Source organism: Paenibacillus brasilensis, assembly GCF_009363115.1.
GTDB lineage: Bacteria > Bacillota > Bacilli > Paenibacillales > Paenibacillaceae > Paenibacillus > Paenibacillus brasilensis.
In genome coordinates this window covers 4,726,477-4,752,210 of the sequence record NZ_CP045298.1, presented here as the reverse complement: position 1 = coordinate 4,752,210, position 25,734 = coordinate 4,726,477, and the positions used below count along the sequence as shown (strand labels likewise).

Genomic DNA, 25,734 nt, shown 5'->3' with positions numbered 1-25,734 from the left:
TTTAATCGTAATAATTACGAATTTATACAAATTTTTTTATCCAATGAACAAAACAATTATATAAATGACACGCTTGACTTGTCCAAAAGGGGGAATCCAAACGCTATTCAGCGGGCATGTTTGTCCTGTAGCAGGCATAGGATGTAGACAACAACCCTTATTTCCGAGGAGACGTGTAATGAAAAACAGTACGCTGTTGAAGATGCTGCCTTTTATGATTCCATTCGCCTTTCTAATCCCAGTGCTTATTATGCTGTCTCCCCGGTGGCTTCGCTTGATGGATATGAGTCAGATGCAGTCGTTAAAAACAGTATTTATGGGCATTTTCCTGGAAGCCATGCCGTTTCTTCTTATCGGCGTCCTTGTCTCTTCCCTTTTACAATGGCTTGTACCAGAAGCATGGATACGTAAAATGGCACCTGCGCATCCTGTACCAGGTGTCCTGCTGGCCTCCTTGCTGGGGCTGATGTTTCCGATCTGTGAATGCGGCATGATCCCTGTCGTTCGCCAATTGATGCTCAAGGGAATGCCTGCCTATATGGGCATCACCTTTATATTAAGCGGGCCCATTATCAATCCCGTCGTGCTGGCTGCAACGATGATGGCGTTCCCATCCCATCCCGAAATAACGGCCGTTCGCATGGGGCTGGCCTTCGTTGTTTCCGCAATTATTGGGCTAATCGTATATACCTTTGTACGTGTACACCCGCTCAAACGATCATTACTGTCTTTTAATCAGCAGAAGCAGAACGACCAAACTCATCGGCATCAGCGCACCATGCGAGGCTTTTTTGTGCATGCTGGCGATGAATTTTTGGACATGAGCAAATATCTTATTATTGGCGCATTATTGACATCCTCTATTCAAACATTCATCCCGCGCGATGAAATGCTTTCGTTAAGCGGTGGAGCGGCTGGCTCCTATGCCTTCATGATGGGCTTTGCCTATGTACTTTCGCTGTGCTCAACCTCCGATGCCTTTGTCGCTACTGCTTTTTCGCATACCTTTACATTAGGTCCGCTGGCAGCCTTTCTTGTGCTCGGTCCGATGCTTGATTTCAAAGGTACACTTATGCTGCTAAGCACCTTCCGTACCAAATTTGTCGCTGTCTTGTGTCTGCTCATTATTTCGCTTGTCCTGGTTGGCTCTATAGCTGCTGAATGGTTATTCGGGAGGTGAATACTGGCGTGAATACAGCCTTTAGCATCCGCTGGCAGTATGGTATGCGTTCCTTGCTCATGATCGGATTGGCGCTGCATATTATCCTATTAAGCCGCACAAACGCACTTCATTACTACTTGGCGCCACACATGCAAAAGCTGCTTCTGCTCTGCCCTGTGCCATTGTTGTTCATCGCTTTGGCAATGGCATGGCATGGAATAGTTGGGGAGCGAGACGGTGAGGATATGTGTGATTGCAAGCATCCATTACCTCAAAGCGGGTTCAAAAAAATGCTGGTATATGGAATGCTGCTCATTCCGCTGCTGTTCGGCGCTCTACTGCCCAACCAGGCGCTTGGTAGTGATATGGCGGCCAAAAAGGGAATGTCCTTCACCTACCCTAACCCGGATATCCGGCGCAAAACAGATTTACAGCCCACCCAAGTCCCCGCATCCCGTATTTTATCAACATCGTCTTCTGTGTCCGCTTCGCATCCAGCAAAGAGCAAGTGGAATCAAGAAATGCTGGATAAGCTGTTCGTTCCGCCTGACAAGTACAATACTGAATTCGCCGAGCTGGCAAAACGTCTATATCAGCAGCCCATCATACAGATCAAGCCGGAAATTTTCTCTGAAACCATCGGAGCCATCGAATTATACAAGCACGCTTTTGAAGGAAAAAAGGTACAGGTGACCGGCTTTGTCTATAAAGACAGTAGTCTGCGGGGTAGAGGTCTATTTGCGGTAGGAAGGTTCCTCGTCATGTGTTGTACTGCTGATGCCATGCCCTTCGGGATCATTGTTCAATCCCACAAGCCCTCATCCTTTGACAAGGATACCTGGGTGACCATTGAAGGAACCTTACATGCCACGCAAAAGGACAATGCTCCTATACTTGAAATTCGATCCGACAAGATAACCGAAGTCAGGCAGCCGAAATCTCCTTATGTCTACACCCAAGCAGACTCGGTAGCTGCTTTTGATCGCTTGAATGCAGCACACTAACCCTAGCAAGGAGGATAAAGGATGAACAAGGTTCCTGTGATTTTAATCAGCGGTTTTCTCGGCAGCGGCAAAACGACCCTGCTTCTGCGCCTGCTGGCCTATACCCGCCAAATTCCGCTTCGTGCTGCGGTATTAATGAATGAAATGGGTGAAGTTGACGTAGACGGTGCCATCATTTCAGAAGAAATGCCTGACGTAACTGTGGAAGGATTGCTGGAGGGCTGCATTTGTTGCAGCAGAAAAAGCGAGCTGGCAGGTGCTCTGCATAACCTTCTCAGTCAGGAGCCAGATTTGATTTTTATGGAAACGACAGGAGTAGCTAACCCTGAGCAAGTGCTGGAAGAGCTGCGCTCCCCGCTGCTGGCCAATCGTCTCTATCTGGTTCATAGCATCAGTGTTGTGGACGCAGAGCTTTTTCATGAATACAACAGCCGCTTCACCGCTGACAAGGAGCTGGTACGAACGCTGCACGGGCAGCTTCGCACCGCAGACTTCATTGTGGTGAACAAGACGGATGCCGCAAGTAGCCGTGAAGTGACGAAGGTCATCAAGAGTATTCGCAAGCACAACGATACCGCCAAGCTGCAAACGACTGCATATAGCCGGGTTGACCTTGAGCCACTGCTGGAGCCTGTCCTGGCCCCTTTATCCGTTGCTCCCAAACCTAAGCAGGTGCCTCAACCCGCCCCCGTACAGGCACAGCCAACCGATGCAGTCGCAACGTTCATTCCCACTACGATCAAAGAGATTGGACGACCTGCCCATATTTCCAGAAGTACGGCATTCAAAGTTATTTCTGCGCACAGCCATAGCCATGATCTTCATCAGTCGCCTTCGTTTTCCCGTCTGGAGAGCTTAACCCTGCATCAACATTCTCCACAGCAGCTGGAAAAACAGCGCTTGGAAAATTTCCTGACTGGGCTTGGCTCCTCACTGCTTCGGGCGAAAGGATATTGCGTGCTTCCAGAGGAAGGTACAATGCTTTTGCAATTTGCGGGAAATCACTTCGAATGGCAGCCTACAGCCCTTCCGATAAGTCAGGGGTATGTCACGCTTATTGGGGAGGAACTGGACAAGGTATCTATTGCCGATCAATGGGAGCAATGCTTCGTTTCGCTGTAACCGTTAAAAAAGCTGTTCCTTTGGCCTTTAAAAGTCATGGAACAGCCTTTTTGCGGAGGATTTTATCTGTAGATAATAAAAAAAGCGTTGTTCGCGAATTATTGGCATAATCCGCGAACACAACGCTCGACTAGTTCTTAAGGTTATATTTTTTGTTAAAGCGATCCACACGACCACCGATATCCACGTTTCTTTGTTTACCAGTGAAGAACGGGTGGGAAGCGGAGCTAGTATCTACACGGATAACCGGGTATGTGTTGCCATCTTCCCATTCCATCGTTTCTTGCGAATGTTTAGTGGAAGCACTCAGGAAAGTGAAGCCACAGCTAGGGTCCAAAAAGATAACTTTGTTCAATGTTGGATGAATATCTTTTTTCATTTGTTTCACCTAATCTTTCATGTAGTTTTAGTTTCAAACTCAAACGAACAGGCGCAATACTCCATCAGTTGGCAAAAGGAACGGTTATGTCCCAGAAAAAAAGACGATAGATCGTAATGGTTGCGCTCAGGCTCGTAAACGACAAGCAAACGATGCTCCATATATCGCATCGCCCATTGTACGAACGCCCCAGATCTTTCGTCAGCCTTCATCGTTATATAAGCATATAGTGAATGGCCCTCCGGCTCGTCCCAAATGCTGACACCAGCACAGGAGAACTCGGTAGCCACGTGCTTTCGATTCAAAAGGCAAAGCGTGCCATATAGCTCAGCATCTATCACACAGCCATGAAAAAAAGCCGTCCTCTTAGGTGCAAACTTTAACTTTGGACGCTCTATCCACTGGACTAATTCAAGTTTTCGCCGGTTCCATAACGCAGGCTTTTGCAAACTTAACACGATTTCTTCATCATTAACCAGAGAGATCATGCCGCTGCTCCTTTCATGAAGCCCTATACTCATTAGAATTACAGGCTCCGTTCAGGCTGCAGGATAATTCAGGTTGCTATATAGCAGACCTCAAATTATCTAGTTTCACGATGGATCGTGTACTTTTTCAGACGCGGAGAGTATTTTTTCATTTCAAGACGGTCCGGATGATTTCTTTTGTTCTTGGTTGTTGTATAGTTGCGATCACCGGATTCGGTGCATGCCAGGGTAACAATTACGCGCATTTCTCTTCCTCCTTAATTGGAATACATGGTATACAATTACAATAGTAATTTTTACGATTAGTTCTATTCTATTATTCACGCTGCTCTTTGTCAACCTTAGCGTGACGGCTTACCGCTTCTTCTATCGTGTTCCAGCGATTGCGATACTGTTCGAGCCTCGGATGCAGCTCTATTGGTTCGCTTGAAAGCACCAATCTGACGTTTCGGATCCATTCCTCAAACGATGCATAGGTAGCGCACAGATTTGCAATTTCAGGACTCATGTATAAAAAAAGCGGAGTCGTATATTTTTCCATCAAAAAACGGATAGCTGCCTCAATCGGTGTATATTTTTTACGCTTGCCTTCCCAGTTTTCAATCACAACAGCGCTCATAGCCTGCTCCCGTTGCCACTCACCCAGCTCGTCCACCCGCTTGTAATACGAGCGTACCGGCTGCTTCCACATTCTTCTGGCTGTTTCTTCGTGCAGCGGATACAGCACCAGTTTTGTAAAAGATAGTGTTGCCCCCGTTTCGGCAAAAAGCTCCAGTTCTCTCACTGTAGTCTGCTCAAACGTATCATAGTAGACCATGGTCCCTTTATGCGTCTCAATCGGAGGCTCATAGCCATAGGGTACATATTGAAGGTTTCTTGTCATACCGCACACTCCGTCCTTCCGTAGATGAACTTTTCTTTCTATATTATACCCTTGTTTTGGCATGAGTTTACATAAAATGATTATCCTTGTTCAACAGCAGGCGTATTACGACGTGAACCCCGCTGGAACTGCAACGCATAAAGTCCCATCGTCACAAGTGCAATCAGCGCAAGAACCGTAAATATATTGCTAAAATTAAATACCTGTACGTTGGATACGACAGGATTCAAATGAAAAGTAGATGAGCTATCGAGTGTTTTGCCCAAAATGCTGGTGGTCATCGCCCCGGAGATAAAGTTCAGCAGAGACAACAGCCCCATGCCAACCCCTACCTGCTCTCTCGCCAAGGTACGGGAAATCGTGTTGGACATGGCGATTTGCATGAAGGTCTGACCTACATTTCCGAAAATCAGCAAAAATAAGATCAGGTAAGGAGACGCACCCACAAATGTGGATAAGCTGATAAAGCAGATGAACATTAGCGTAACCGCCGTATAGACGAGGAATGAATTGCCTTTGCTATCCGCCAAACGCCCACCACTTTTGCCCAACAGAGCCGACGCAATAGCAGCCGGAAACATGATCAGTCCAATCGTTGCCGGCATAAGCTGATTGAGACTGTTCAAGAACTGCGGTGCCAGGTACGGCAGCCCAAAGCTAATCCCCGCCCCCAAAAAGGCGATAAGCAGCCCGTACGAATATTGCTTGTTACGGAACAGCTTCGGCTGGATAAATGGATCATTTGCGGTGTTTATGCGCCATATAAATAATGCAAATAACACAACACCAAGCCCCAAAAACATCATGTTCGCTTGCGAAATCGAAAGTAATAGGAAGGCAACTGTTCCGCCTAGCAATAACCCTCCCAGAAAATCGAACTTCTGATCCGCTCCACGCTGGTCGTCCAGGTATTTGCGAAAGAATGGCAAGGCGATAAGGGGCAGCATGGAAATAATGAACAAAAAGCGCCAGCTTGCAAAGCCTGTAATCAAACCGGAAATAATCGGAGCCAGCGCAGTACCTAATGCCAGACCGATTGCCATGACGCCCAAGGCCTGTCCTCTTTTTTCAGCCGAGAAATAGCGGGCAGGCACGATCATAGCCGTTGCCGGAATGACGGCAGCCCCGGTAGCCTGAAGCAAACGAGCTATAATTAGCATCCAAAATTGATGTGCCAACAGACCTATAAACGAGCCTAGCGCAAAAAAGATAATCCCAAACGTAAGCAAATCCTTGAGACGATATTTATCTGCCAGCTTGCCGTAGGTCACCGAGCCAACCGCATATACGATCATATAGCCCGTCAGCAGCCAGCTTACATCGGAAGCACCAATATGAAATTCCTTGCGAATTACAGGCATTACTACATTAAACATAAAGGCGTTCATCACTGAAAAAACAAGTGTGAAGGCCAGCACACGCATAAGCTTATCCGCATTCGGATAAGTTTGTTCTTGGTTCATATGGTTTCTTCCTCTCCTGTAAAATGCCCTCTATGCTGAAAGCACTTAGCTCTATAAATTTTTGAAATACCCTATCCAAGCAATTTTCTCTATGGATCCACTCAAGCACCAGTGTTCGCAGGACGATAATCACGAAGTATTTTTTTTAACAAACCGCGCAGCGTCTCTGATTCACTAGTAGAAAGCGTTTCGCCTACCGAGCTTTTAATTTGCTCGATGGTGTGTTCAGCTACCTTGTGAATTTTCAAGCCTTCCTCGGTCAAATAAATTTGTTTCATTCGTGCATCTTCCGGGTGACTTTGGCGTACTGCCCAGCTTTTCTTAACAATCCCGTTAACCAAGCTGGTAACACTTGATTTATCAATGAGCAGTAGCTTTTCTAAATCGGTGTTGGTCACTCCAGGTGACATCGCCAGTACATAGAGCGTCTGCGATTGTGAGGAGGTCAGACCCAAAGGGCGCAGTGCCGCTTCAATTTCGCGCCGGACAGTGGTAAAGATCCATTTAATTAAATACATCGTACTTTCTTCCTCACGCGGAAGACAAACGGGATACACCTCACTTCCCATCTCATTAGCAACCTCCACATCCGTCAATTTTTAATAGTTTGAATTCCAACTAAGTTTAAACAGTCGCCTATCTAGTGTCAATCCCTTTACTGAACTTAAATGAATGATTCTCCACTATGCATAACAAAAAGACGAGCCTGTAAAGGAACTCGTCTCTTTGTTTATAGACTATATACAATTGCTTGCTTATTCATGAAAAATGATTAAAATCGTTTAATCAGCTGATTTCACTTGAACCAACGGATATTCTTTCCCATCGACCGTAACGGTGCTAGCATCGTTCAGCTCCAGCCGTTGCCAAATGGTCAGCAACGTACGATAAGGATACTTTTTCAAATCATACTCAGTTGGCGCGTTAGCATCTGTGTTTGCTTCAACGTCTGAACCGGTACCTTGGTTAGCTGTTGTTTCAGGAGTAGCATCGGGCGTTGTACCGCCTGTGGCTTTCTTAGCTGTTACACCGTTACCCTCTACAGAAGCCTCGGTTGTTGTGCCTCCGCTCGTGCTGCCTGTCGATGTCCCATTCTGATCAGTACTTTTTCCGCTGGATACACCATCAGAGGTTGTTGAGCCACTACCTATGGATTCTCCAGCCGGTGTCGTGCTTCCTGTAGCGGCTTTGCCGGCCTTACCGATCGCTCCCTTGTCGTTCTGTTCAGCAAGGGTAAAATTTTCGTATGAATGCTCCTGTTGATCCGCACCGACAAGGACGAGCTGTTCAGGCTTAAACGCCGCCTGCTCCGTCGGTGTTTGAAACGCAAACAACAGCTTGACCATTTTCGTAGTCGACTTGGTGTTAGGTATATGAGTCACTATCGTCGTTGGTTCCTCTTTTACAGGCACTGTAGGCTCTACTACAGGCTGTTGTACAGGCTTCTGAGCGGCAGGCGCAGGTGTGTCGCCAGATCCGATCACCCCGGCAGCTTTCAGGCCGCCCAGCGTACCCGCAATGATAATCAGCACGATCCCCGAAATGATGCCGCCTTTACGAAAGCGGCGCAGCGTTTTGACCAAAGACGTATCCGTCTCGCGCTTCGCTGTCAGATAAAAATTTTTGAAGACCGAATTTGCAGGTTCAAAATATTGACGCCACAACGTTTTTTTATGCAGCCCTTCGCGCCCTTCCTTTTGGAAAAACAAAAGCAGCGCGCGTCGGTAGGCCGGTTCAAAGCCGCCCCGTGGTGTAGCAAATTCAGGTTGTCCCTCGGACCATCGGATAAAGCGGTACATCGTATCGTTATCCTTCGCCCATTTGCGGATAGAGCTAACGAGACGGGCAAAATCCAATATTCCTTCGCCCGTGCCGTCAGAACGATAAAACGCAGGCAACAGACGAGCAAAATGGCCCTCCGCCAGCTGCTGGGGCAGCCAGCCGTAAGCCCAGTCCTGCACTTTCTCTATTTCGCCTGGCTCCAGACCGTCCAGCACTGACGGTTCCGGGTCCTCCGTGCTAAACCAATCGTAAGCCGCTATCAAGCGCACCGCTTGTCCCTTGAGAGGAGCAGGCAGCTTGCCAACCCACTGTACCAGATCAGGCCGGGTGAAGAACGGAATCTGTACGAGCTGATCAGGTGATATTTCTTTTAGCTCTACTTCGGTAAGTAAATACCGATCTGCCGCTTCCTGCAAGCGCTCTGTCAATCCGGATTGCTCCAACGGGGAAAGCTTCCCTCCCGCTGAGCTGCTATCCCATTGGCGCAAGCGCTGATGAATGGCAGCAACTGCCTCTACCGGCTTTCGCTCGGCACGTAGTCTGCCCATCAATGCGGATTCAGCCAAAAGCTGAAAATCGGCATTGGCAGACACTTCGATATACCGACTTCCCCATTCATGCACGACAGCCAGCAGTCCCTTTACATCCGGTGTTCTTTTCATCTGACCGTCCATGTAGGGAATGAACAGCATTTTGGTAAGCGCAGGATTACCCAGCACCTTTGTAAAATATGCCTTACCTAATGACGGATTTTCTTCAATCGTATGATAAATATACGTAACTGCTTCTGTATTTCTGGCAGAATAAGCGTTATTCAGCGAGCGGATTAAATATTCTACCAGTCGATTTTCGCTGGTGCGAGTATGGATTTTATAATACTCCTTAAAGCAACTGACTAGCCCCGCCTCTGGAATATATCCATCCTTCACCCGGTCAAATTCGTGATCAAAAAATGACAGAAGCAGATCATTCAGCTGCATTTTACGTGGCAGCGCATCAGGTGACGATAAATAATCGGTCAAGCTTCGCAGCACAGCGACTCGTCGTTCGTTGTATAATTCACGCTCTCCCTGCTCAATTCTGTACAGTGTAATGAGCTCATGATAGCTGGATAATGTCAGATCCCGCCCTGCATCCATCCCTGTAAACATCTGCTCGGCAAATTTGAAAAAATCGTCCGGCGACCCGCCACCAAGCAGTGTACGGACAATCCAGTCAAAGTAAGGCTGTTTTACCTGCTCTGCATCCACATTAAGTATTCGGCTATTGTTCGACAGGTCAAATACAAAATCCTTATCCACATTCCGATCACCGGGCCGCAAACTGAAAGGCTCCACGAACATCAAGTGAATGCCTTTCCTGCTGTTCGGTTCCAGCGCATATGTAAGAAATCCGATCCTGTTACGAAATGTATAAGGCAATGCCGCATATAACACACCAAGCAGCAACTTGGCTGAAGATGCTACCGCTTCTACAGGGACATTCAGCGCAACATATACTTTTTTGCGACCTGTGGCCGACATCATAACTGCATACAGCAGCTGCTTGAACACTTCTTCGCTGAGCTTCAATTGAGTCAGCACCGCAGAAGGATCAACGGACGGAAATACGCTTCCACCCGGTAATCGCTCCAATTCCGGCAGCTCCGTTCCCTGCTCAATATCATAGGCATCAACAAAGGATGTATTCAGCCACTGCTTGTAATCAGACGGAGATTCACCATGTCCGGCCGGAATTACATAATTATGCGTGAAAAAGGCGCTTCGCAGCCCGGTAAAATCCGCAGCTTTATAGATGCTCCGTCCCAAAACCACATCCCCGGACTCTGTCCGTACCAGATGTATGGCTTCAGGATAGACACTCTCTTGCTTCTCGCCACGGGCCGTCAAGGCAGCAGGAGCATCATATACGCATAAAGGATGCAGCACCTTTTTTATAAAAGAAGCATCCAGTCCTTTTGAATTAGCCACCGTATCGAAGCCTTCCGTGGAACGGAAAATTCCACGCCGTTCCCGTGTGTACATCTGCTGCTGTATCAAATGAGAGGTTGAATGACTCACTGTGATTCTCTCCCCTCAATGTACTTCAGCTTGTAGAGCAGCCAAATGAATGGCTCATCCACACGGATCGGACTAACCAGCCCTTGCAACTTTTGCTCGACCGGATTGCTCCCCAAAGCGGAAACCGCGAAATAGGCCGTATCTGTAAAATACACATCCATCGTGCCCTTGAACGGCTTATCCACCTTTTCGATAAAGCGTCGGACTTCGCCGTCAATGTTCGCGAACTCATCCAGATCCAGATACTTGCGGTGCTCCATCGGATTAAAAATGTTGCTGTTCGTCTTGATATATGTGCCTTCCTCATCTGCCAGTGCAGTAAGCATGTCACTTTTGGTCAGGACGACTGCGGTCGGAATGTCCGTCTTCCCTTTATCCTGGTATGCAATAAAATCACCGAACATCGTAAGTACGACATCACGCGGTTCATCATACTGCGAAACCCATTCGCCCGGCTTGTCGCCAAGGTTGATCTTAATACGCTCCCGAATCGAGCGAATTTGCAACGGATCGACCATAAACAAAATACCCGCTGAATTTTTAATATGCTGGCCATGCAGCCCCAGATAGTCCTGATCGACCATCCCCTCACCGGCAACATCAAAAAACACCAGCGTCAGTGGCGGCTTTTCCTCATCCTTAAATACAAATTGGAAGATAAAAGGCTCCTGCATCTTTTCTTTTTGTGTGGATGTAAGCAGGTCTCCTCGCTCAAACAGCGGTTCCTCATACATACTGCGGAACTTGCGACTGATCTCCGCATTCAATGGCATGCAAGCCGCATCAAAATGATCGGCCGTAACATGCTGCAACGTGTGAATCAGTGAAGTCATATAAACCGATTTTCCCGCCTGCGAAGCTCCGATAATCGAAATGATATTACTCGGTACTTTACCTGCAGTCACCGGTAGTTCGTTATGGCAGTACGGGCACAATCGGTGACGTGTCAGCTCGCCATAACGGTCCGTCAGGCCTGTCAGCACATGATCTGAATACAATCGATGTTCCTCAGGAACATCATGGGGATGAAGAATCGCCTCCATGTCATGCACGCTATCCAAACCAAACCGTTCCCGATATTTGTTCAACAGCTCATCTTCACCCAAAGCATAATCCTCGTCATCTTCACGATGATGAGAAGCACGGAATACCACTTCCTCCGGGGAAAATTTACTAAAGCAATACGGGCACACAATATCATAAAATAATGGCCTTGGCGCTGCCTGCGGCTTTCTTCTGAATAAATTGCTAAGAAAACTCATCGGTTGCGGCCTCCTTTCATTCAGGAACTAATTCATAGATCGTGCCATATTTCTGGCCGTCCGTAAAAAACAACCGCACATATTCATCTCCGCCCACTTCAATAGCGGGTAAAACATTTCGTCCCGCGGCAAAAGATGCCGTGAACGGGTATAAGGTTCCATCCTCGCGGTCCGCCGGGTAACCTCCACGTTTCTTCACGTAGCAAAGCGCATCCTGCGGAACGGGAACCTCGGCTGTCACCTGAATCTGAACTGTTTTACGGCTGCGAAACCAGCCTTTTTTATGGTGAACCGCATATCTGATTTTAGCTCTGCCCGTGCTCAGCTCCAGCTGGTTGGCTCCATCTTGCTGACAAATCACAAAAGTATCGCCATCCTCACGTACAGCCGGATACACGGTGTAGCGCACGCGTCCAAACCCTTCCACTCGGTCACGATAGCTGCCTGCTGCCTTATATTCTTCACGTGTAAATAGTTTCAGGCTTGAAAAAGGCGGTAAACCTCCAATCTCATTTGGCCCCTCTACACTCGGATCAGATGTTTGCTTCGCAATATATACCACGGCTGCGTCTTCAGGCCACTGCCAGCGAAGCACAACCCGGTTGTCGTCGATTTTGTGGCTCAGCTCCGAAATGACAGGATCACCGGGCTGTGCATCCCTATACTGCATAAATTTCAGCCCCCGTTCTAAAATCCACTGTTGCGTCGATTGCGCTGTGGGCCTTCCGGTGCGCCTCTTCGCCGCCCTGACGGTCCACTTGGGCTTCCCCCACCGGAAGATCTCCGCGTATTTTCGGCAATCGGGAGAACAAGCGAAAAGACAGCGATAAGAGCCGCCAGTACAAGCGCTGCTAACAAACGAATCATCAGATCACCGATAGACGAGCCGGAAAGTCCCTTTTCCAAAATGAAACCGGCAAGCAATCCGGCAGGAACTCCACCAATCGCAAAATTTCGTGCCAGAAAACGATTATCAAACATCAATCCGAGAGCCAATCCTAGCAGTGCTCCGATAATAACCAGAGCCGTTACGCGATAAATAGCAAAATACAAACTGTCCGCATATTCGCCTGTCCGCTCTGTAACCAGTGTACGGTCACCTATTTTGTTATAAATTTGGCCAAACGCCTGAGTAAGACCCTGAGCATTAGCTACATTAGAATAAGTTCCACCTGTCAGCTGAGCGATATTTTGTAATAAAGCTATACCATCCGATTCAGCCAGTTTCAGACCGATTGTATTAATCGGAATCTGGCGGGCAATAAAAGGAGCCAGGGCTGTCTGGGTATCCAGCTCGCTAAAGCCGTCAGACAGCATGATAACGAGCGAACCTTTTTCCGCATTTCCCTGGGTCTCGATCTCTTTCATCGTTTCGTCCAAAGCAAGTCCGATCTCTGTGCCGCCTGACATGATGGTCTGCATACTATCAATTTTGGCATAAACCGCCTGCTTCTCTGCCTCCGTGCCAATCGGGGTAAACGGCTGAACCAATTGCGCGGTGGATTCAAAGGAAACAATGGCCACCCGCTTGTCTCCATCCATTTGTCCAATCAGACTCTTGGCAGCCGATAGCCGTTCGTTATCAGGATCTGTTTGCTGCATACTCCCGGAATTATCAATCACAAGCACAAGGTCCTGTACGCTTTTACGACCTTCCGGGTTTACCTGATAGCCCAGTTCCAGCAGCAGACCTGCCACAAATAGCATCACCAGTGTAGCAGGCACCAGCAGCTTCCAGGATAGTCCTGAGTAACGTTGCCGCCACGAGTGTCCGTTTAGCTGCGGTGAAACCAATTCGCCGATAAGACATCCCAGACCAATGCACAGCGCCAGGATGCCAAAGTACAGCCCAATTACGACGATATGCGGCCAGTGTCCCATCCATTTGTGAAGAATAATCTCTCCTAAAATGAAACCCACTACAGCGCCCAGCAAGCCGAACAGCAGCAGGAGGACATTAAATTTACGCTGCTTCATAAGAATCGTTGCTTCCTTCCATCATTAAAGTAGGATAAATATAAGGCTACCGCAATTCCGGCAACCGATCCGCGGCGATTCCGTGAAACTCGAAACCGTTCGCAGTATATGTCTCATAATACGTCTTACCGTTGCGATACACCATCAGATCCTCCAGATGGAAGCCACCCATCAAATGCAGCTTTTCCACCCCGCTGCTGCGACGTTCATGTACAAAGCCCAGCTTGTAAATACGCGAGGTAATGTCAACGTCCATCGCATAAGGAAGAAATTCGCCTTCGTAGTCACCAAAGAAATACTTTTCCTCATACCGATGCTCATGGGTATAGTCGAGCAGGCGCACATTAATTCCGCCATGCTGCTCTAATGTTTGGTACAGCTTTTTAAACAGCTCATCCTTTGGAACTACCAGCCGATTTTCATATGCAGCGGCTACATTGGCACGCCGTAGCAGTTCCTCTTCAAATGTCTGATTAAACGGCTGTGAGCTGAGGATTAAGGTGCGGCAGGTCTGTGTAAGTCGATCCACGAGTAGGGACAAACCTCCATCCAGCAATCCGGACACAGGACCCATATGGCGGGGATCAAAGAATACTGATTTCCCCCGTTTGGTTTCCAGCTCGTGCATTACATCCTCTGTCACACGCTCGTAATACTCGAACAGGTTTTGACCCGTGTAGCTGTCAGCCTGACGAATACTGTCTGTTACGGCTTGATGCAGTTCACGCTCCAGACTGGCAAGCTGTGCCGTAATATGCTTTGCCTGCGCATGCCATTTTTCAAGCGCCAGCTCATAGCGGCGCAATAGCTCCAAATCCGCTTGAATCCGCAGCATATGCAGCTTATGTCCGTAGACTGTCTCTGTCAGGTAACGGATCAAGCTGCGCACATTATGCTTATCCAAGAGCGGCAGCCGTTGAAAGGGCTGATCCTCCACTCGCCCGCTATACAGGGTATCCAGCTCGGCAGCACTGATCTGCAAATCATTAGTCATATCACGAATCAGTCCCCGTATAGCTGTGAGCACATTCCCCGGTTTATTCTCATCCGTCCAGTCCGCCAGCTCGAATAAACCGATTTCGGGATGCTCCTTGGCAGCTGTGTTCACAGCCGACTGCAGATGTAATTCCGCCTGAAAATCGCCCAGATGTTTGTGTACGATTCGCTCACAGTTATCGCGGAAAAAGGCTTCGCAGCCCTGACCAAACAAGGCTTCCTCTGCCTCACGCAATGTCATTCGCTTCAACAAGCCATAGCTGGCTCCACTGGTCATCAGCGCGCTCATGTCCGCGATCGCCTCATTACCAGGCACAAGATCATTTCGCGTGCGGCTGCGTGCGGCTGCATCCAAACCAAAATAAGTCAGCTTATCGCGCACGTCCCACTCCCGCTCCGTTCTCATACGTGCCAGCAGCTTCACATAAAAGTGATACAGCACCGTAAGCGCGATCGACTCGTTAGGGCGCTTGACCCGGGAAAATCCGGCCGACACATAACCCTGCCGCCCGGATTCTGTCATGATGTTGTTCTTAAACGATGTATTGTTGTAGCCCCCATCCTGTGACCGATAGGAATCTCCTGCCTGATAACGGTTTTTGAGAAGCTGAATGTGACAAATGATGTCGCAGCTCTCGCGCAGGCTATTTGGCACCGTTATGCCGCGCTCGTTCTTGTCGGACAGCACATAAACAAGATCGAACAACGGCGATGGAGCATGGGATACCGGGATGGTCAATTTGTCCTCGGTCATATGGAGCGGTGCCATAAACGTAAACTCCGGGCTCTGAATATAGTCCAGCTCCCGCATAAAAGCAACGGATGCTGCACTACGGTAGCCGAATTGAGCTGCCTGATCGCCTTCACTCACCAGCACATACAAATCCATTTGTACTGATTTGAAGGATTGTGCAAAAATATATTCCGCCAACAACGTAATCTCGGGAACCAATACATTCATCGGATCATCGGCTGTCGTCAAGATCGACAAATGGACACGCTCGAACGAGGAATACAATCGACCGTAATCCGCCAAATGCCCACTTGCACGGCGCAATGCGGTGTTAAGTTCAATCAGCTGCGATTCATGTGTATAAAAAGCCTGATGCAAATCACGGCGTATCGTTTGATGGCTGCTATCCTCCGGCACTGCTACCGTATGCATTATAGCATCCACAGAATGGTCTACGGCCGTCTGCTCTTCCTGCGAACGAATCTGAATATACGTTACCCCTGTGCTGTTATCCCACTTGGTCCGATTGATATCTGCAATGGTGTTCATCACCGATCCCATACCGTCACCGATAAAAAGAAACACGGACGGGAAATGGATGCTGCTGCGTCCATCCCCGCTTCCGATTAATTGGTCCTCTGCGGCTGCATAGTCAGCCGCATAACGTAACAACTGCTCTCTCATACTTTTACTTCAACTTTCTGCGGATGTCGTTTAATTTCCCGGCCATTTGAGCATAAAACGCATAAAGTTCCGCTCCGTTGGCCAGCTCCACCTTTTCATATTCCAATTGGTTACGAGCTTCTGTATAAGTCGCAGCGAGTTCATCCAGCTTCGTCAGCAAGGGTGTGATATCCTCCGATGAAGTCAACACAGCATCACGGCGATCCGCCTTACGCATCAGGGCTGCAAGTTTTTTCTCTTCCAGACCGCGGAAGTTTGTAAACACTTCAAACTCCACATAATTTCGGCTCTTCATGACATTGGCAAACGGCTCCCAAGCCTCTTCCTCTTCGTCACGGTCATAGACGTACAAAGCGCCTTTTTTCGTAATCGTGTCGGTATAAAGAGCCTGAATGAACTGATCCAGCCATTTTTCCTCATCCTGATATTTGCCCAGCAAAGCTTCCAGCTCCGCAGCCTTCGCTTCGATCTGGGTATACTTCGCCAATTCTTCACGAACTACCTGCGTTAACTCCGGTGAACGGATCAGGTTTTCCTTTGCCATCTCTTCATTGATGCTGCCAAAGATGTCTTTGCTTCCCGTCTGCTCCAGTCCCTCTGCCAGTAGACGTTTCAGCTCGGACCATGCTCTCTTCACCTCACCCAGATTGGGTTTGGATTCCTGCAAACGCATATCGTAGCTTGCCAGCAGTGCGTTCAAATCCAGCGCGCGTGAACGCAGCACGGTAAAGCGGCTGCTCGTATTCTGATCGACGTCCTTCTCACGGATAACGCCAAGTGTCTTCGCTTGGTCAAAGTCATTACGGATACGGGCATTGTATGCCTGCACACGCGGGTTAACATAGGTTTCTCCCCATGATTTTTCAGGAATCGGCGAAGGCAGATTGGTCCAGTTGTTCTGACCTGTCTGTACCAAATGACGGCCGATACCTTCGCGGTCAAGAATCGTTTTTTCATAGCTCTCTTCATACACTTTGAGCGGTGTATATACAAACAGCGGGACACCATTGCGCGTATTGAGCCAGAAAATACGGTTACGGACTTCACTCTCTTTAATCGTAAAGTGCGATTTGCCAATTGCATTATTTTGATAATTGCGAACACCCTTCAAAATGTTAGGCGACTGAACAGGTACTGATACAAATCCCCATGACGGGAAGTACAAATTACCTGAGCTATTACTCAGATGGAAGACAGGTACGGCCTCCTCATCCAGCTTGCTCGCGATGTAGCGCTCCACAAATTTTTCAATCGCTTCATCCTGCCCGTATTTCATGACAAGGAAATCCTCCATGGAACGGATAATGAGATCACCGAACTTATCAGTTAAGAAATTGGAAATCGAGCTGATGATGTCCATATCCTGATCTTTGACCCATTGATCTGAATTTTCCAGCAATTCTTGGGCAAAATCACGAATCAAATCATCACCGTTACGCTTATCCAGCAGCTTGGTCACGACTTCAGAAATATCCGGGACACTTACCAAATTCCAGTAGTATGTTTTGTTGCCTTTATGATCGGACTGTTCCTCGCCATTGATCAGCAGGTCGCCGTTCTTTTCGAAAATGGCACTCAGTGCGTTCAAAATTTCAGTAAATACATTATAAATGCGGTTGTTTTCTTTATTAAGCAGGTCATACAGGTCTTCATAAAATTCAATAAGCTGCTCTGTACGCTCCACATCAGCCCGCAGCCAATATTCGTTAATTTTTGCTTCAATATACGCATTTTTCTTCTTATCCTTAGACACAAACGCGCTCTTGGCATCGCCCAGCTTCTCATTTGCCTGCTCCCGCGCCCATTCGATATCCGTAGGGATACGGTGCAGTGATTCACGTAACGTCTCGATATAAGAAAGCAGCATTTTCAGCAAACTGAATCCTTTTTCAGTATAAATCATGCGAGATACATAGAACGGTCCTTGCTCGGGATGCAGGAACATCCGGCGAATCTGATCTGTAAACTGCCCGGTAATTTCGCCTGGAAGCTGTTTTTTCGCCTTGATATATTCTTCGCGGGCACGTGTCAGAAACGTTTGCTCCAGCTCAGTGTCCATATTGACAACTTGCATTTTCACAACATTGCTATAGCTTAATCGTTCACTATTTTCAAATCCCGGCAGTGGCTCTGGTACGCGTGATTCAAAGTTTTTGATCATGCTATCCAGATCAACACCCAACTTGCGGGCAAACTTCTCTACATCCTCTTGATTCGGCGATTGTTCAAACATCTTGGACATTTTACCAAACATCCGGTAAGCCAGATACGTTGTCATTTCCTCCATAGGCAATACTGCCGAGGAGGCCCCGATAATATTGTAGTCGTAGTTTGCCGGATAGGTCTTATTCATTTGTGCAATGTTCGTACGAATGTTACTGATATAGTCATGAATGGCGAACTCCTCGCCCGACTGTTTTTCCTCACTCGCCATAAAGTTGGTGATGTTCTCGGCGGTGACATTCATGCAATAATCATAAGCATTTTCCAGCAGCTTGCCTTCCGTATTCGTAGCCGAAATAAGGTGACACAGGTTAAACGGCGGCAGCGGCGAGTTTACGGTTAGAATGTTACCGTACTGCTGCTTAAAGCGTTCCCCACGGCTATCCACATTCATCCAGTAGTCCAGCTCTTTCAGAGCAGCATAGCCGTTCTTTTTAATATATTCACGTGTATGCTCGCTCAGGCTTTTGTTGGCCAGATTAATATCCGGTGTAAACAGATAACCTAATGTGTTCACACGGTCCACACCTGCCGAGCCGTAGTCGCGCTCAATAATTCCCCGGACGATATATGAGATATCAAGGAAGGTACCACTTCCAGTACCCCCAGACAAACCGGACAGCAGGAACACCATCAGCTTCTTGTTGGTCCCTTCAGACAGGGTTTTGATTTTTTTGTCAATGCTTTGTACGACCTGATTGATCTTGGTAAACAGCAGCAAGCGTCCAGCCTGACGTACCCCTGCGGCTCCGTTCATTCCATCGGTAATGCTCAGCTCAGGAGATAGCCAATCGGTAATGTAAGGCTCCAAGATGCTGCGATTTTGCAGTAATCCGCCGATTTCGGCATTGGACAACAATACAAACTCATTGATCGGGTCCAAACCAATCCCTTTGTATTTTTTGTTGCGGTCTTGCTCGTTTGTTTCAAAAGCGAGAAATTCCACATTGTCCGGCTTTTCGCTCTTTTTCTTGGAAATCGGATCTGCCGGAAGCTTGAATCTGCGATTAATTTGATATTTCAAGCGGAGGAGGGCATCAATCCCCGTACCTCCAAGTCCGATAATTAATATAGGATTATCAATGGTATCAACTCTAATCTTATCGCTTACGATCCCCCCACCGAGTGATACGTCTAATTGTTGGATATGCTCTCTAACTACTGGTTTCATAGATTTGACCTCCTAAGGGTTCGTTTAGCTGTTCACTGAAATGAATTCCAGTAAAATGGTTTTGTCCACACTAGCCAGCGGGATCGTCAGACGATCACCGTTTTTCAGTTCAAGACCGCTGCCTGTGTCTACAGCTCGCCCGGATTTTTCAATCGTAATCTCCGCGGTGCTGCGCACCATGATGCGATCCTGATTGGCTGGCGTGAACACCACCTTATCGGTTCCGGCAAATTCTGGTGCCAGTTGCAGCAACTGGTGCAGATTGAATTTGCCCCGAAAGGTGTTCAGCTTCTTGTATTGCGGGTACGTTTTTTCTCCGGTATTTTCATCCCGGATTTCCAGTACAATTTGGCCGACAAAGCCACGATTGGCTTTTTTGACAGCCTTCCAGATGAAAAATGCAGCAATCAGCAGCACAAGCAGTCCCAGCCCTGCAAGAATGAGTGGCAGCAGCTTGGTTTTTTCAGCAGGTGCTGTCGATCCCGCCGTGCCTCTATTCGTACCACTGCCCGCCCCAGCCTTGGCACTGATGGTTAGCGGCTGGGTTTCACGGTAAAAGCTCTTTTCCTCTGCTCTGACGGTCAGTTCATAATCATGCTCATCCGGAATCGTGTAGGAGCCGGTAAAGGCATCCCCCGTATTGGTTAGCGGCACCTCTTTCGTTGTACCGGAATCAAGGTCCTTGACTTTCAGAACAGCATTCATATTCGCATACAATTCCTGATCCTGAAGCTGCTGGTTATTACTCGTCAGATAAGAACGAATTTGAACCGTGTCACCTTTTTTGTACGATTTGGCAGGCGGAGCGTCCATCTTCAACTCCAAATCATAGTTAAATATCAGATTAATATCAATCTGATCCTGCCGGACTCCCTTGACCTGAAGCTTCCAGTCGCCAGCTACAGGCTTGAGCAGTTTGATCAGTGAGTAGCTTTTCGACTTGGACAACAGTACATCGCTCGAAGGAATAGGCTTGGTGTTACCCGACGGGTCTATCAATCTTGCATCCACCGGCTTCGAGGACATAATCGAAATGTTAGCCTCCAGCACGCTATCGTTCGGCACGGTTACCGTAACGTCCTGATAGTTGCCGTTAGCCGTAATGGACTGCAAGGGCACAACCTTCAATTTCAAATTGCTGGCGAAAATTTCACTCAAAATGTTCGGTAGATCATCCGCCGAGCTTGTAATAAAGGACTTGCCCCCCGTTTGCTGCGCAATGTCGGCGAGCTTGTTTTTATTCAGCTTTCCGTCCGCATTCAAACCGATGGTGTAGATCGGAACGCCGTTATTTTTAGCTTCGGCTACAGCCTTCGCCATATCCTGTTCGGACTGGCTTTCGGTTCTGCCTGTCGTTTTATTAAAATCGTTATTGCCATCAGCCAACATAACGATCATAGGCGCATGTCCGGCTGTTTTGCCATCCTGCAAAATGCGGATCGCTTCCTTGACTCCTACGGAGGTGTCAGTATACGCCCCCCGGTTCAGTCCGTCAATAAATGCCTTCAATTCCTGCTTATCCGCTTCAGACGTAATATTAAGCAGGGCTTTTTCGCGTTGTACAACATCCGTGTACGCTACGATCCCAACCTTGTCATTTTTCGTCGACAGCATATCAATAAACATTTTCATGGCTTCATTGCCAATTTTTCCAGGATCACTGGTGTTCATGGAATTACTTACATCGACGACCAGCACCGCATCTACCTTAGAGGCAGAGGGTGAAGCGGCATTCGCCGTCTGCGGCTGCCATGCCGAAATCGAAGTCATGATCATTGCACATATAATTCCGATGACCAATAACCATTTTCTGTCTCTACTAAACATCGCTTGTACCCCTTTGCCGGTTAATTCTCATTCTTGAAACTTCCCATTCTAAGTTACAGTTGTACTCCCCTACTATTAAATTATAATGAGTTTTACATGAACGCCAGCTGAAAATACTGCCCGAAGGGTCTTGATGTCACCAAAAAAGCCTGTTATACCGCAAGATTTTACCAATATCCTGCAGTAATGATATAATTATACCCCAACAAGGGCAATCGGGCACCAGCCTTCTCCTTTATACGACAAAAATAACAGCAGCGAAACCTGCCCATGTAAAATTTCGCACTAAAAATCTAAGCAGAAAGAGGAAGTACACTATGATCTCATACGGATGTCTGGCGATTTTGTTTCTTTTTGTCGCTATTAAATTAATCATTTACTATATACATAAAAAACGTGCACCGTCGATTACGCAAATCGACACTGAGCTTCTGGCACTGCTGAACCGGAGAAGTGAGCGCAATGAATAGTTCCAAACAGACAGTACAATTCCGCCCATTTGCCCGCACAGAGCATGCCTTTCAGAAGCTGAGAATCTGCAAGCGTTGTGGACAATTCACCGCCCTTTGGGAAGAGAAGTGTACATCCTGCGGGCGGGATGCGCTGGTTCCTGTAGAGCAATACGCCAAGCTTAGTGCCAAACGTTATTTCCGTAAAGACCTCGCCGTTGGCATTGTGCTGTTGGCCGCTGCTGTCTTTTTTGGTCATTCAACGCAGCAAATGCTTCTGTGTGGTATTGTCGGTGCACTTCTCCTGCTGCCCTTGGTGCTTCTGCAGCAGCGTATTTACCCTTTTGAAAAGCGCAGACAGCTTATACGCCTGTTCAGAGGACGCATAGCACAGATCCAGGAGGGGCTAAACGTCAATCATAAAAATGCAGTTGCTCTGCGACAGCTCAGTGAGCGTGTCTCCTATGAGATGCTGCGTGAGATTGCCGTTCTCATTCATAACGACCGGATAAGGCTTCAGCAGGTCGCCCTGCTGCAATCTTTTGTTCTTCGCAAAGACATGGAGCTGACACTAGACCCTCTCCTGATCAAAAGCTTTGAGCCGCTTATGGTCAGATATATCGGAGAGATTGCCAGATTGAAGCGTGAGCTGATCAAGGATCGAACCTTCCGGTACGTCGTCTTTTATGAGCGTCGCATATTGGAAATGGCAGGGGGTGAGGATATTCTCGTCCGCGTAGCCAATGCGGCTGTCCGCAAAAAGCGTTACGTGGTCACCCATGCCGCATTTATTTCCAGATATGCTCGCAAGTTACCCAAGGAACGAGTCCAACGATTATATCATATCATTCAGGAATATCCGTTAGAACCCTTCGGAGATTTGGCCGATGAAGTGAAGATCCTGTATCTGATGGAGCAGTATAAAAGCTGATTGGCTACAACACCCTTTTATATATGACGTCATATCGAGCACAAATCACTGCAACAAATCAGAAAAAAACCGTCAGGATCGCCAATGTGCCTCCGGACGGTTTTTAATTTCTGGACTTTAACAGGATATATGTGTCTCATTAGCTTGTCTTCATTATTGACCTTGTAGCTTGTGACACGCATCTTGAATGGAAGTAAAATTAAAAGCACGCACACCCTTGCTATCATACACAATAATCTCCTTATTCAAATACGGGTGTAGACCATTAAAATAACCGGGCATAATCAGCTTGCGCATAAACAGGTTTTTGCCTAGCATTCGGGGGGAATTGGTCGCTACGACAAGCATTTGCCGGCATGCAGACCAAGGGCTGGGTTGAATATATGACAGACCATATTCCCCTGCTATGAAATCACCGCCCAGTGTGTATCCTTCCTCCGTACATTCGAGGTGCAGATTTCCCTGGTGTCGCTGAAGCAGCTCATGTCTGGCCAAGCCCGAAACGATACAGATCACGTTACTGTCAGCGAGCTCCTCCTCCGATATATCACTAGCAGACACTACAGGATAATGGACACCGATATAGGGATTCCAGGTCGCTGTCCGCGGGTTGGCCAAGGCGTTCGCTGTCCGTTTCATCGCCTGTTCTTCCTCCGGTGTAGCGTAACTGGATGGAAGGACAATATGAAGTCGATCCATATAAACGTCAAGCACGCCCATGCCGTGGCTTCGAGCATTTCTTCCTGCGCTGCCTATTCCGTTTATTTCCTGCTCGACCTCTGTTTCTTTTGTAGAGCTTACACCGCTTTCTTTCCCCCGTTCAGCAATCAAACGGTATTCAGGTGAGGGGCGCTTCTGTGACTCCATTTTAACAAAGCGAAAACGACTGTATTCCAGCAGATCCAGCACGAAAATACGAGCACCGATACGAACCTGGGCCAGCTCCAAGGCCATGACCTCATGAGAAAGGTGAATGATAAATTCGTCAGCATGAACGGCTGTAACGTCCAATTTGCCCGTTGTGCTCATTTCACCGTACAGCTCAGCATATTCCTCATGTTCATCCATTCGTGTCAGTTCCAGCCAATAAGCACGATTATGTCTGTCCCGTTCCGTCCGGTAAGCAATACGCTGAGGTGCGGCATCTCTTTTCCATTGCATAAGCCAGCCCAGCACGCCGTCCAAAAGCCTCAGCTCATGCGTATCCCAATGATTAGAGCCCTGCTCCACCACACCTTTGAAATGACTGGATGCAAGTTCGGCCGCAGGAGCCTCATAGGCTTGGGCAAACAGATAATCTTGCTCGCCAACGATGTTTAATATAGGCAAATTGGACAGATTCATTAGCTGTTTGGGATGTGGCGCACCTGCGATTACAGCAATAGCCGCAAAACGCGAAGGATACGCCTGTGCCATTGCCCAGGCAGCATATGCTCCGTTAGAATAACCCGTCAGATAGATTCGGTCTTCATGTACTGGGTACGCTTGCAGAATGACCTCTAACGCCTCCAGAAAAGCAGCCTCGCCAATATAGCTGCCCAATGTCACGCCACGACACGAAAAAGTCACGAATAACGCCTCCTCCTCCCAGTCCCGCCCGAAATTACGTTGCTGGAAGTCCGGCAGACCCAGCTCATACCGCTTGCCCGGCATCAGGACAATCAATGGATACTGCTGTTCTGGCGAATAGCTTCTTGGAAGCTGTACGGTATAGCGCTGTATACTGTTATCCAAACGGGAGACAAAAAAGCCTTCACCAAGTCCGTCAGGAGACAAAAAGATGCTGTTTTCCTGAAATGAAAACGGATGCTGAGACTGTTCGGCGAATCCATATGTGAAAATTTGTTTTAATAGCTGGATATATTCACGTACAACCCTATAATCCCAGATTTCAAAAGGATCTTCCGGCAAGGCCGTTAACCTTTTTAATTCCTCTAGTAGTCCTTCAATCTGTATTTTTTGTACAGCATTAGTATCCTTGGCATGAGCTTGCTTGTAATGGTCATATTCTTCTTGCAAACCTTGCACAACGTCAGACAAAGGACGTACAAGTACCGAGTATACAAAACGATGCTCTCCTGCCTTTTGATCCTGATATGTAACCGTAAAATGCAGCATCCCCGTGTTCTCGATCATTTCCTTATCCCAGGCGTATCTTTGCTCCTGCTCCCAGGTTACTGGAAACCGATCCAGCTTCGTTCCCGCATCATTCGTTACCTCAACCCATACCATTTGATCTGCTGGAAGATCCACACGATCCTTACGCAGCAAATAAAACGAGATCGAGCTTTTCTCCCCCTCCCTCTCCGCACTGTTCTCAACCTCCAGCCAAGCCATATGAAAACGTATATTACGCTCTACAAATTCACGATGCAGTTCTGCCACATCTGGATGATCGCATATCTGATTTCCGCTAATACGAATAGAACGGGCTTCATCGGGAATAAACGCTGCGATGATGATCACTGTATGATCGCCTTCCTCCATATACAAGCGAAAAGGACCGGATTCCGCATATACCAGTATGCCGTCTATCCAAATCTGTCCTGTCCCTTCAAACGGTCTGATAACGACTTCCTGTGCTGTCATACAACGAAGGTTGGAAACCAATAAAAGCCTTTCTTGCTCGGCCAAAGGCGGAAAAACACCTAAATTCAGTTCCACATTCCGGGGGTCAAGCTCGGTTAATAATCGGCAGGCTACCTTTCCCCCGGCTGCGAGCTCTAGTCCCTCTTCACATGCCTTTTCCAAATTCCAGTCTTCATGGGTGAAATGATTCGACCATTCCCTGCCCACACCGCAATTTTCCGACAGCTCTACCGGACCAATTGCATAAGCAGACGTCAAGCGAACCGGATGATCCGACAGCACAGTTGTTGCTTTTTCCAGATGTGTGAACCTCATAACATTCCCCCTCCAGGTTTTTGTTTCCTCGAAAGACGTAACCACGATATTCTTCCAGAAATTTTTCCGTTAACCTTAAAAGCAACTATATAAAACTATTCGTTATCATTTCTATTTACTCCTCTGTTTTTCCAAAAAAAGAAGCTGTGATAAACCAAAAAACCGAAGAAAGCAGAGCGCTCCACGAGTTTCGCTCCGCCGAGCATTATACTCGGTTTTCGAGGAAAGCAATAA

19 protein-coding genes are annotated in these 25,734 nt (G+C 47.7%); 5 read left to right on the top strand and 14 right to left on the bottom strand.

Annotation, left to right across the window (positions count from 1 at the left end; genetic code table 11):
• Positions 1-178 precede the first annotated feature (178 nt).
• Genes GCU48_RS22350 through GCU48_RS22340 form a run of 3 tightly spaced genes read left to right on the top strand, consistent with a single transcriptional unit; the run spans position 179 to position 3,288 of the window.
• Complete coding sequence (locus GCU48_RS22350; RefSeq protein WP_152381500.1) at positions 179-1,180, top strand: permease; 1,002 nt, start codon at positions 179-181, stop codon at positions 1,178-1,180.
• Between the two features lie 8 nt (positions 1,181-1,188).
• Positions 1,189-2,166 (top strand): TIGR03943 family putative permease subunit, encoded by a 978-nt coding sequence (locus tag GCU48_RS22345; RefSeq protein WP_152381499.1) that lies wholly within the window; start codon positions 1,189-1,191, stop codon positions 2,164-2,166.
• A 21-nt stretch (positions 2,167-2,187) separates the two neighbouring features.
• Complete coding sequence (locus GCU48_RS22340; RefSeq protein ID WP_152381498.1) at positions 2,188-3,288, top strand: CobW family GTP-binding protein; 1,101 nt, start codon at positions 2,188-2,190, stop codon at positions 3,286-3,288.
• A 130-nt stretch (positions 3,289-3,418) separates the two neighbouring features.
• On the opposite strand, the gene GCU48_RS22335 is transcribed toward GCU48_RS22340, so the two are convergent.
• From GCU48_RS22335 to GCU48_RS22275, 13 genes are all read right to left on the bottom strand, one after another.
• Positions 3,419-3,667: a type B 50S ribosomal protein L31 gene (locus GCU48_RS22335; RefSeq protein ID WP_010346127.1), complete on the bottom strand. Its 249-nt coding sequence runs from the start codon at positions 3,665-3,667 to the stop codon at positions 3,419-3,421.
• Between the two features lie 17 nt (positions 3,668-3,684).
• The gene (locus tag GCU48_RS22330; RefSeq protein ID WP_152381497.1) at positions 3,685-4,155 is read right to left on the bottom strand and encodes a hypothetical protein; all 471 of its coding nucleotides are present in this window, start codon (positions 4,153-4,155) and stop codon (positions 3,685-3,687) included.
• Between the two features lie 95 nt (positions 4,156-4,250).
• A complete protein-coding gene (gene rpmG / locus GCU48_RS22325) occupies positions 4,251-4,400 on the bottom strand; it encodes a 50S ribosomal protein L33 (protein ID WP_013310116.1) in 150 nt (49 codons plus the stop codon).
• Between the two features lie 71 nt (positions 4,401-4,471).
• A complete protein-coding gene (locus GCU48_RS22320; RefSeq protein WP_152381496.1) occupies positions 4,472-5,038 on the bottom strand; it encodes a hypothetical protein in 567 nt (188 codons plus the stop codon).
• Between the two features lie 80 nt (positions 5,039-5,118).
• Positions 5,119-6,501, bottom strand: a complete 1,383-nt coding sequence (locus tag GCU48_RS22315; RefSeq protein ID WP_152381495.1) for an MFS transporter — start codon at positions 6,499-6,501, stop codon at positions 5,119-5,121.
• A 101-nt stretch (positions 6,502-6,602) separates the two neighbouring features.
• Entirely contained in the window at positions 6,603-7,070 is a 468-nt protein-coding gene (locus GCU48_RS22310; RefSeq protein ID WP_025717316.1) for a MarR family winged helix-turn-helix transcriptional regulator, read from the bottom strand.
• A gap of 213 nt (positions 7,071-7,283) precedes the next feature.
• A complete protein-coding gene (locus GCU48_RS22305) occupies positions 7,284-10,343 on the bottom strand; it encodes a GAP1-N2 domain-containing protein (protein ID WP_152381494.1) in 3,060 nt (1,019 codons plus the stop codon).
• Positions 10,340-11,605, bottom strand: coding sequence for a TRAFAC clade GTPase domain-containing protein (locus GCU48_RS22300; protein ID WP_025717314.1), 1,266 nt, complete (start codon positions 11,603-11,605; stop codon positions 10,340-10,342). Before GCU48_RS22300 ends, GCU48_RS22305 begins: the two co-directional genes overlap by 4 nt.
• Positions 11,606-11,621: 16 nt before the next feature.
• Positions 11,622-12,275, bottom strand: a complete 654-nt coding sequence (locus GCU48_RS22295) for a hypothetical protein (RefSeq protein ID WP_025717313.1) — start codon at positions 12,273-12,275, stop codon at positions 11,622-11,624.
• Between the two features lie 17 nt (positions 12,276-12,292).
• Positions 12,293-13,582, bottom strand: a complete 1,290-nt coding sequence (locus GCU48_RS22290) for a vWA domain-containing protein (RefSeq protein WP_152381493.1) — start codon at positions 13,580-13,582, stop codon at positions 12,293-12,295.
• A gap of 46 nt (positions 13,583-13,628) precedes the next feature.
• Positions 13,629-15,995 carry a transcription initiation factor TFIID gene (locus GCU48_RS22285; protein ID WP_152381492.1) on the bottom strand — a complete coding sequence of 789 codons (2,367 nt, stop codon included), beginning with the start codon at positions 15,993-15,995 and terminating at the stop codon, positions 13,629-13,631.
• 4 nt (positions 15,996-15,999) lie between these two features.
• The gene (locus tag GCU48_RS22280) at positions 16,000-19,389 is read right to left on the bottom strand and encodes a tubulin-like doman-containing protein (RefSeq protein WP_152381491.1); all 3,390 of its coding nucleotides are present in this window, start codon (positions 19,387-19,389) and stop codon (positions 16,000-16,002) included.
• A 24-nt stretch (positions 19,390-19,413) separates the two neighbouring features.
• The gene (locus tag GCU48_RS22275) at positions 19,414-21,216 is read right to left on the bottom strand and encodes a vWA domain-containing protein (protein ID WP_152381490.1); all 1,803 of its coding nucleotides are present in this window, start codon (positions 21,214-21,216) and stop codon (positions 19,414-19,416) included.
• A gap of 317 nt (positions 21,217-21,533) precedes the next feature.
• Between GCU48_RS22275 and GCU48_RS27120 the strand changes: the two genes are divergently transcribed.
• Together GCU48_RS27120 and GCU48_RS22270 are read left to right on the top strand one after the other, a co-directional pair.
• Positions 21,534-21,686: a phage shock protein B gene (locus GCU48_RS27120; RefSeq protein WP_167518747.1), complete on the top strand. Its 153-nt coding sequence runs from the start codon at positions 21,534-21,536 to the stop codon at positions 21,684-21,686.
• Positions 21,679-22,596, top strand: coding sequence for a hypothetical protein (locus tag GCU48_RS22270; RefSeq protein WP_152381489.1), 918 nt, complete (start codon positions 21,679-21,681; stop codon positions 22,594-22,596). The genes GCU48_RS27120 and GCU48_RS22270 overlap by 8 nt, the downstream gene beginning before the upstream one ends.
• 153 nt (positions 22,597-22,749) lie before the next feature.
• Here GCU48_RS22270 and GCU48_RS22265 read toward each other — a convergent pair whose 3' ends face one another.
• Positions 22,750-25,500 carry a PHB depolymerase family esterase gene (locus GCU48_RS22265; protein WP_152381488.1) on the bottom strand — a complete coding sequence of 917 codons (2,751 nt, stop codon included), beginning with the start codon at positions 25,498-25,500 and terminating at the stop codon, positions 22,750-22,752.
• Positions 25,501-25,734 lie beyond the last annotated feature (234 nt).

Coding starts and splice junctions, on each gene's coding strand:
- GCU48_RS22330 (WP_152381497.1), bottom strand. CDS start 4,155: ATGATCTCTCTGGTTAATGATGAAGAAATCGTGTTAAGTTTGCAAAAG.
- GCU48_RS22280 (WP_152381491.1), bottom strand. CDS start 19,389: ATGAAACCAGTAGTTAGAGAGCATATCCAACAATTAGACGTATCACTC.
- GCU48_RS22265 (WP_152381488.1), bottom strand. CDS start 25,500: ATGAGGTTCACACATCTGGAAAAAGCAACAACTGTGCTGTCGGATCAT.
- GCU48_RS27120 (WP_167518747.1), top strand. CDS start 21,534: ATGATCTCATACGGATGTCTGGCGATTTTGTTTCTTTTTGTCGCTATT.
- GCU48_RS22310 (WP_025717316.1), bottom strand. CDS start 7,070: ATGGGAAGTGAGGTGTATCCCGTTTGTCTTCCGCGTGAGGAAGAAAGT.
- GCU48_RS22285 (WP_152381492.1), bottom strand. CDS start 15,995: ATGAGAGAGCAGTTGTTACGTTATGCGGCTGACTATGCAGCCGCAGAG.
- GCU48_RS22340 (WP_152381498.1), top strand. CDS start 2,188: ATGAACAAGGTTCCTGTGATTTTAATCAGCGGTTTTCTCGGCAGCGGC.
- GCU48_RS22335 (WP_010346127.1), bottom strand. CDS start 3,667: ATGAAAAAAGATATTCATCCAACATTGAACAAAGTTATCTTTTTGGAC.
- GCU48_RS22300 (WP_025717314.1), bottom strand. CDS start 11,605: ATGAGTTTTCTTAGCAATTTATTCAGAAGAAAGCCGCAGGCAGCGCCA.
- GCU48_RS22275 (WP_152381490.1), bottom strand. CDS start 21,216: ATGTTTAGTAGAGACAGAAAATGGTTATTGGTCATCGGAATTATATGT.
- GCU48_RS22315 (WP_152381495.1), bottom strand. CDS start 6,501: ATGAACCAAGAACAAACTTATCCGAATGCGGATAAGCTTATGCGTGTG.
- rpmG (WP_013310116.1), bottom strand. CDS start 4,400: ATGCGCGTAATTGTTACCCTGGCATGCACCGAATCCGGTGATCGCAAC.
- GCU48_RS22350 (WP_152381500.1), top strand. CDS start 179: ATGAAAAACAGTACGCTGTTGAAGATGCTGCCTTTTATGATTCCATTC.
- GCU48_RS22295 (WP_025717313.1), bottom strand. CDS start 12,275: ATGCAGTATAGGGATGCACAGCCCGGTGATCCTGTCATTTCGGAGCTG.
- GCU48_RS22290 (WP_152381493.1), bottom strand. CDS start 13,582: ATGAAGCAGCGTAAATTTAATGTCCTCCTGCTGCTGTTCGGCTTGCTG.
- GCU48_RS22270 (WP_152381489.1), top strand. CDS start 21,679: ATGAATAGTTCCAAACAGACAGTACAATTCCGCCCATTTGCCCGCACA.
- GCU48_RS22320 (WP_152381496.1), bottom strand. CDS start 5,038: ATGACAAGAAACCTTCAATATGTACCCTATGGCTATGAGCCTCCGATT.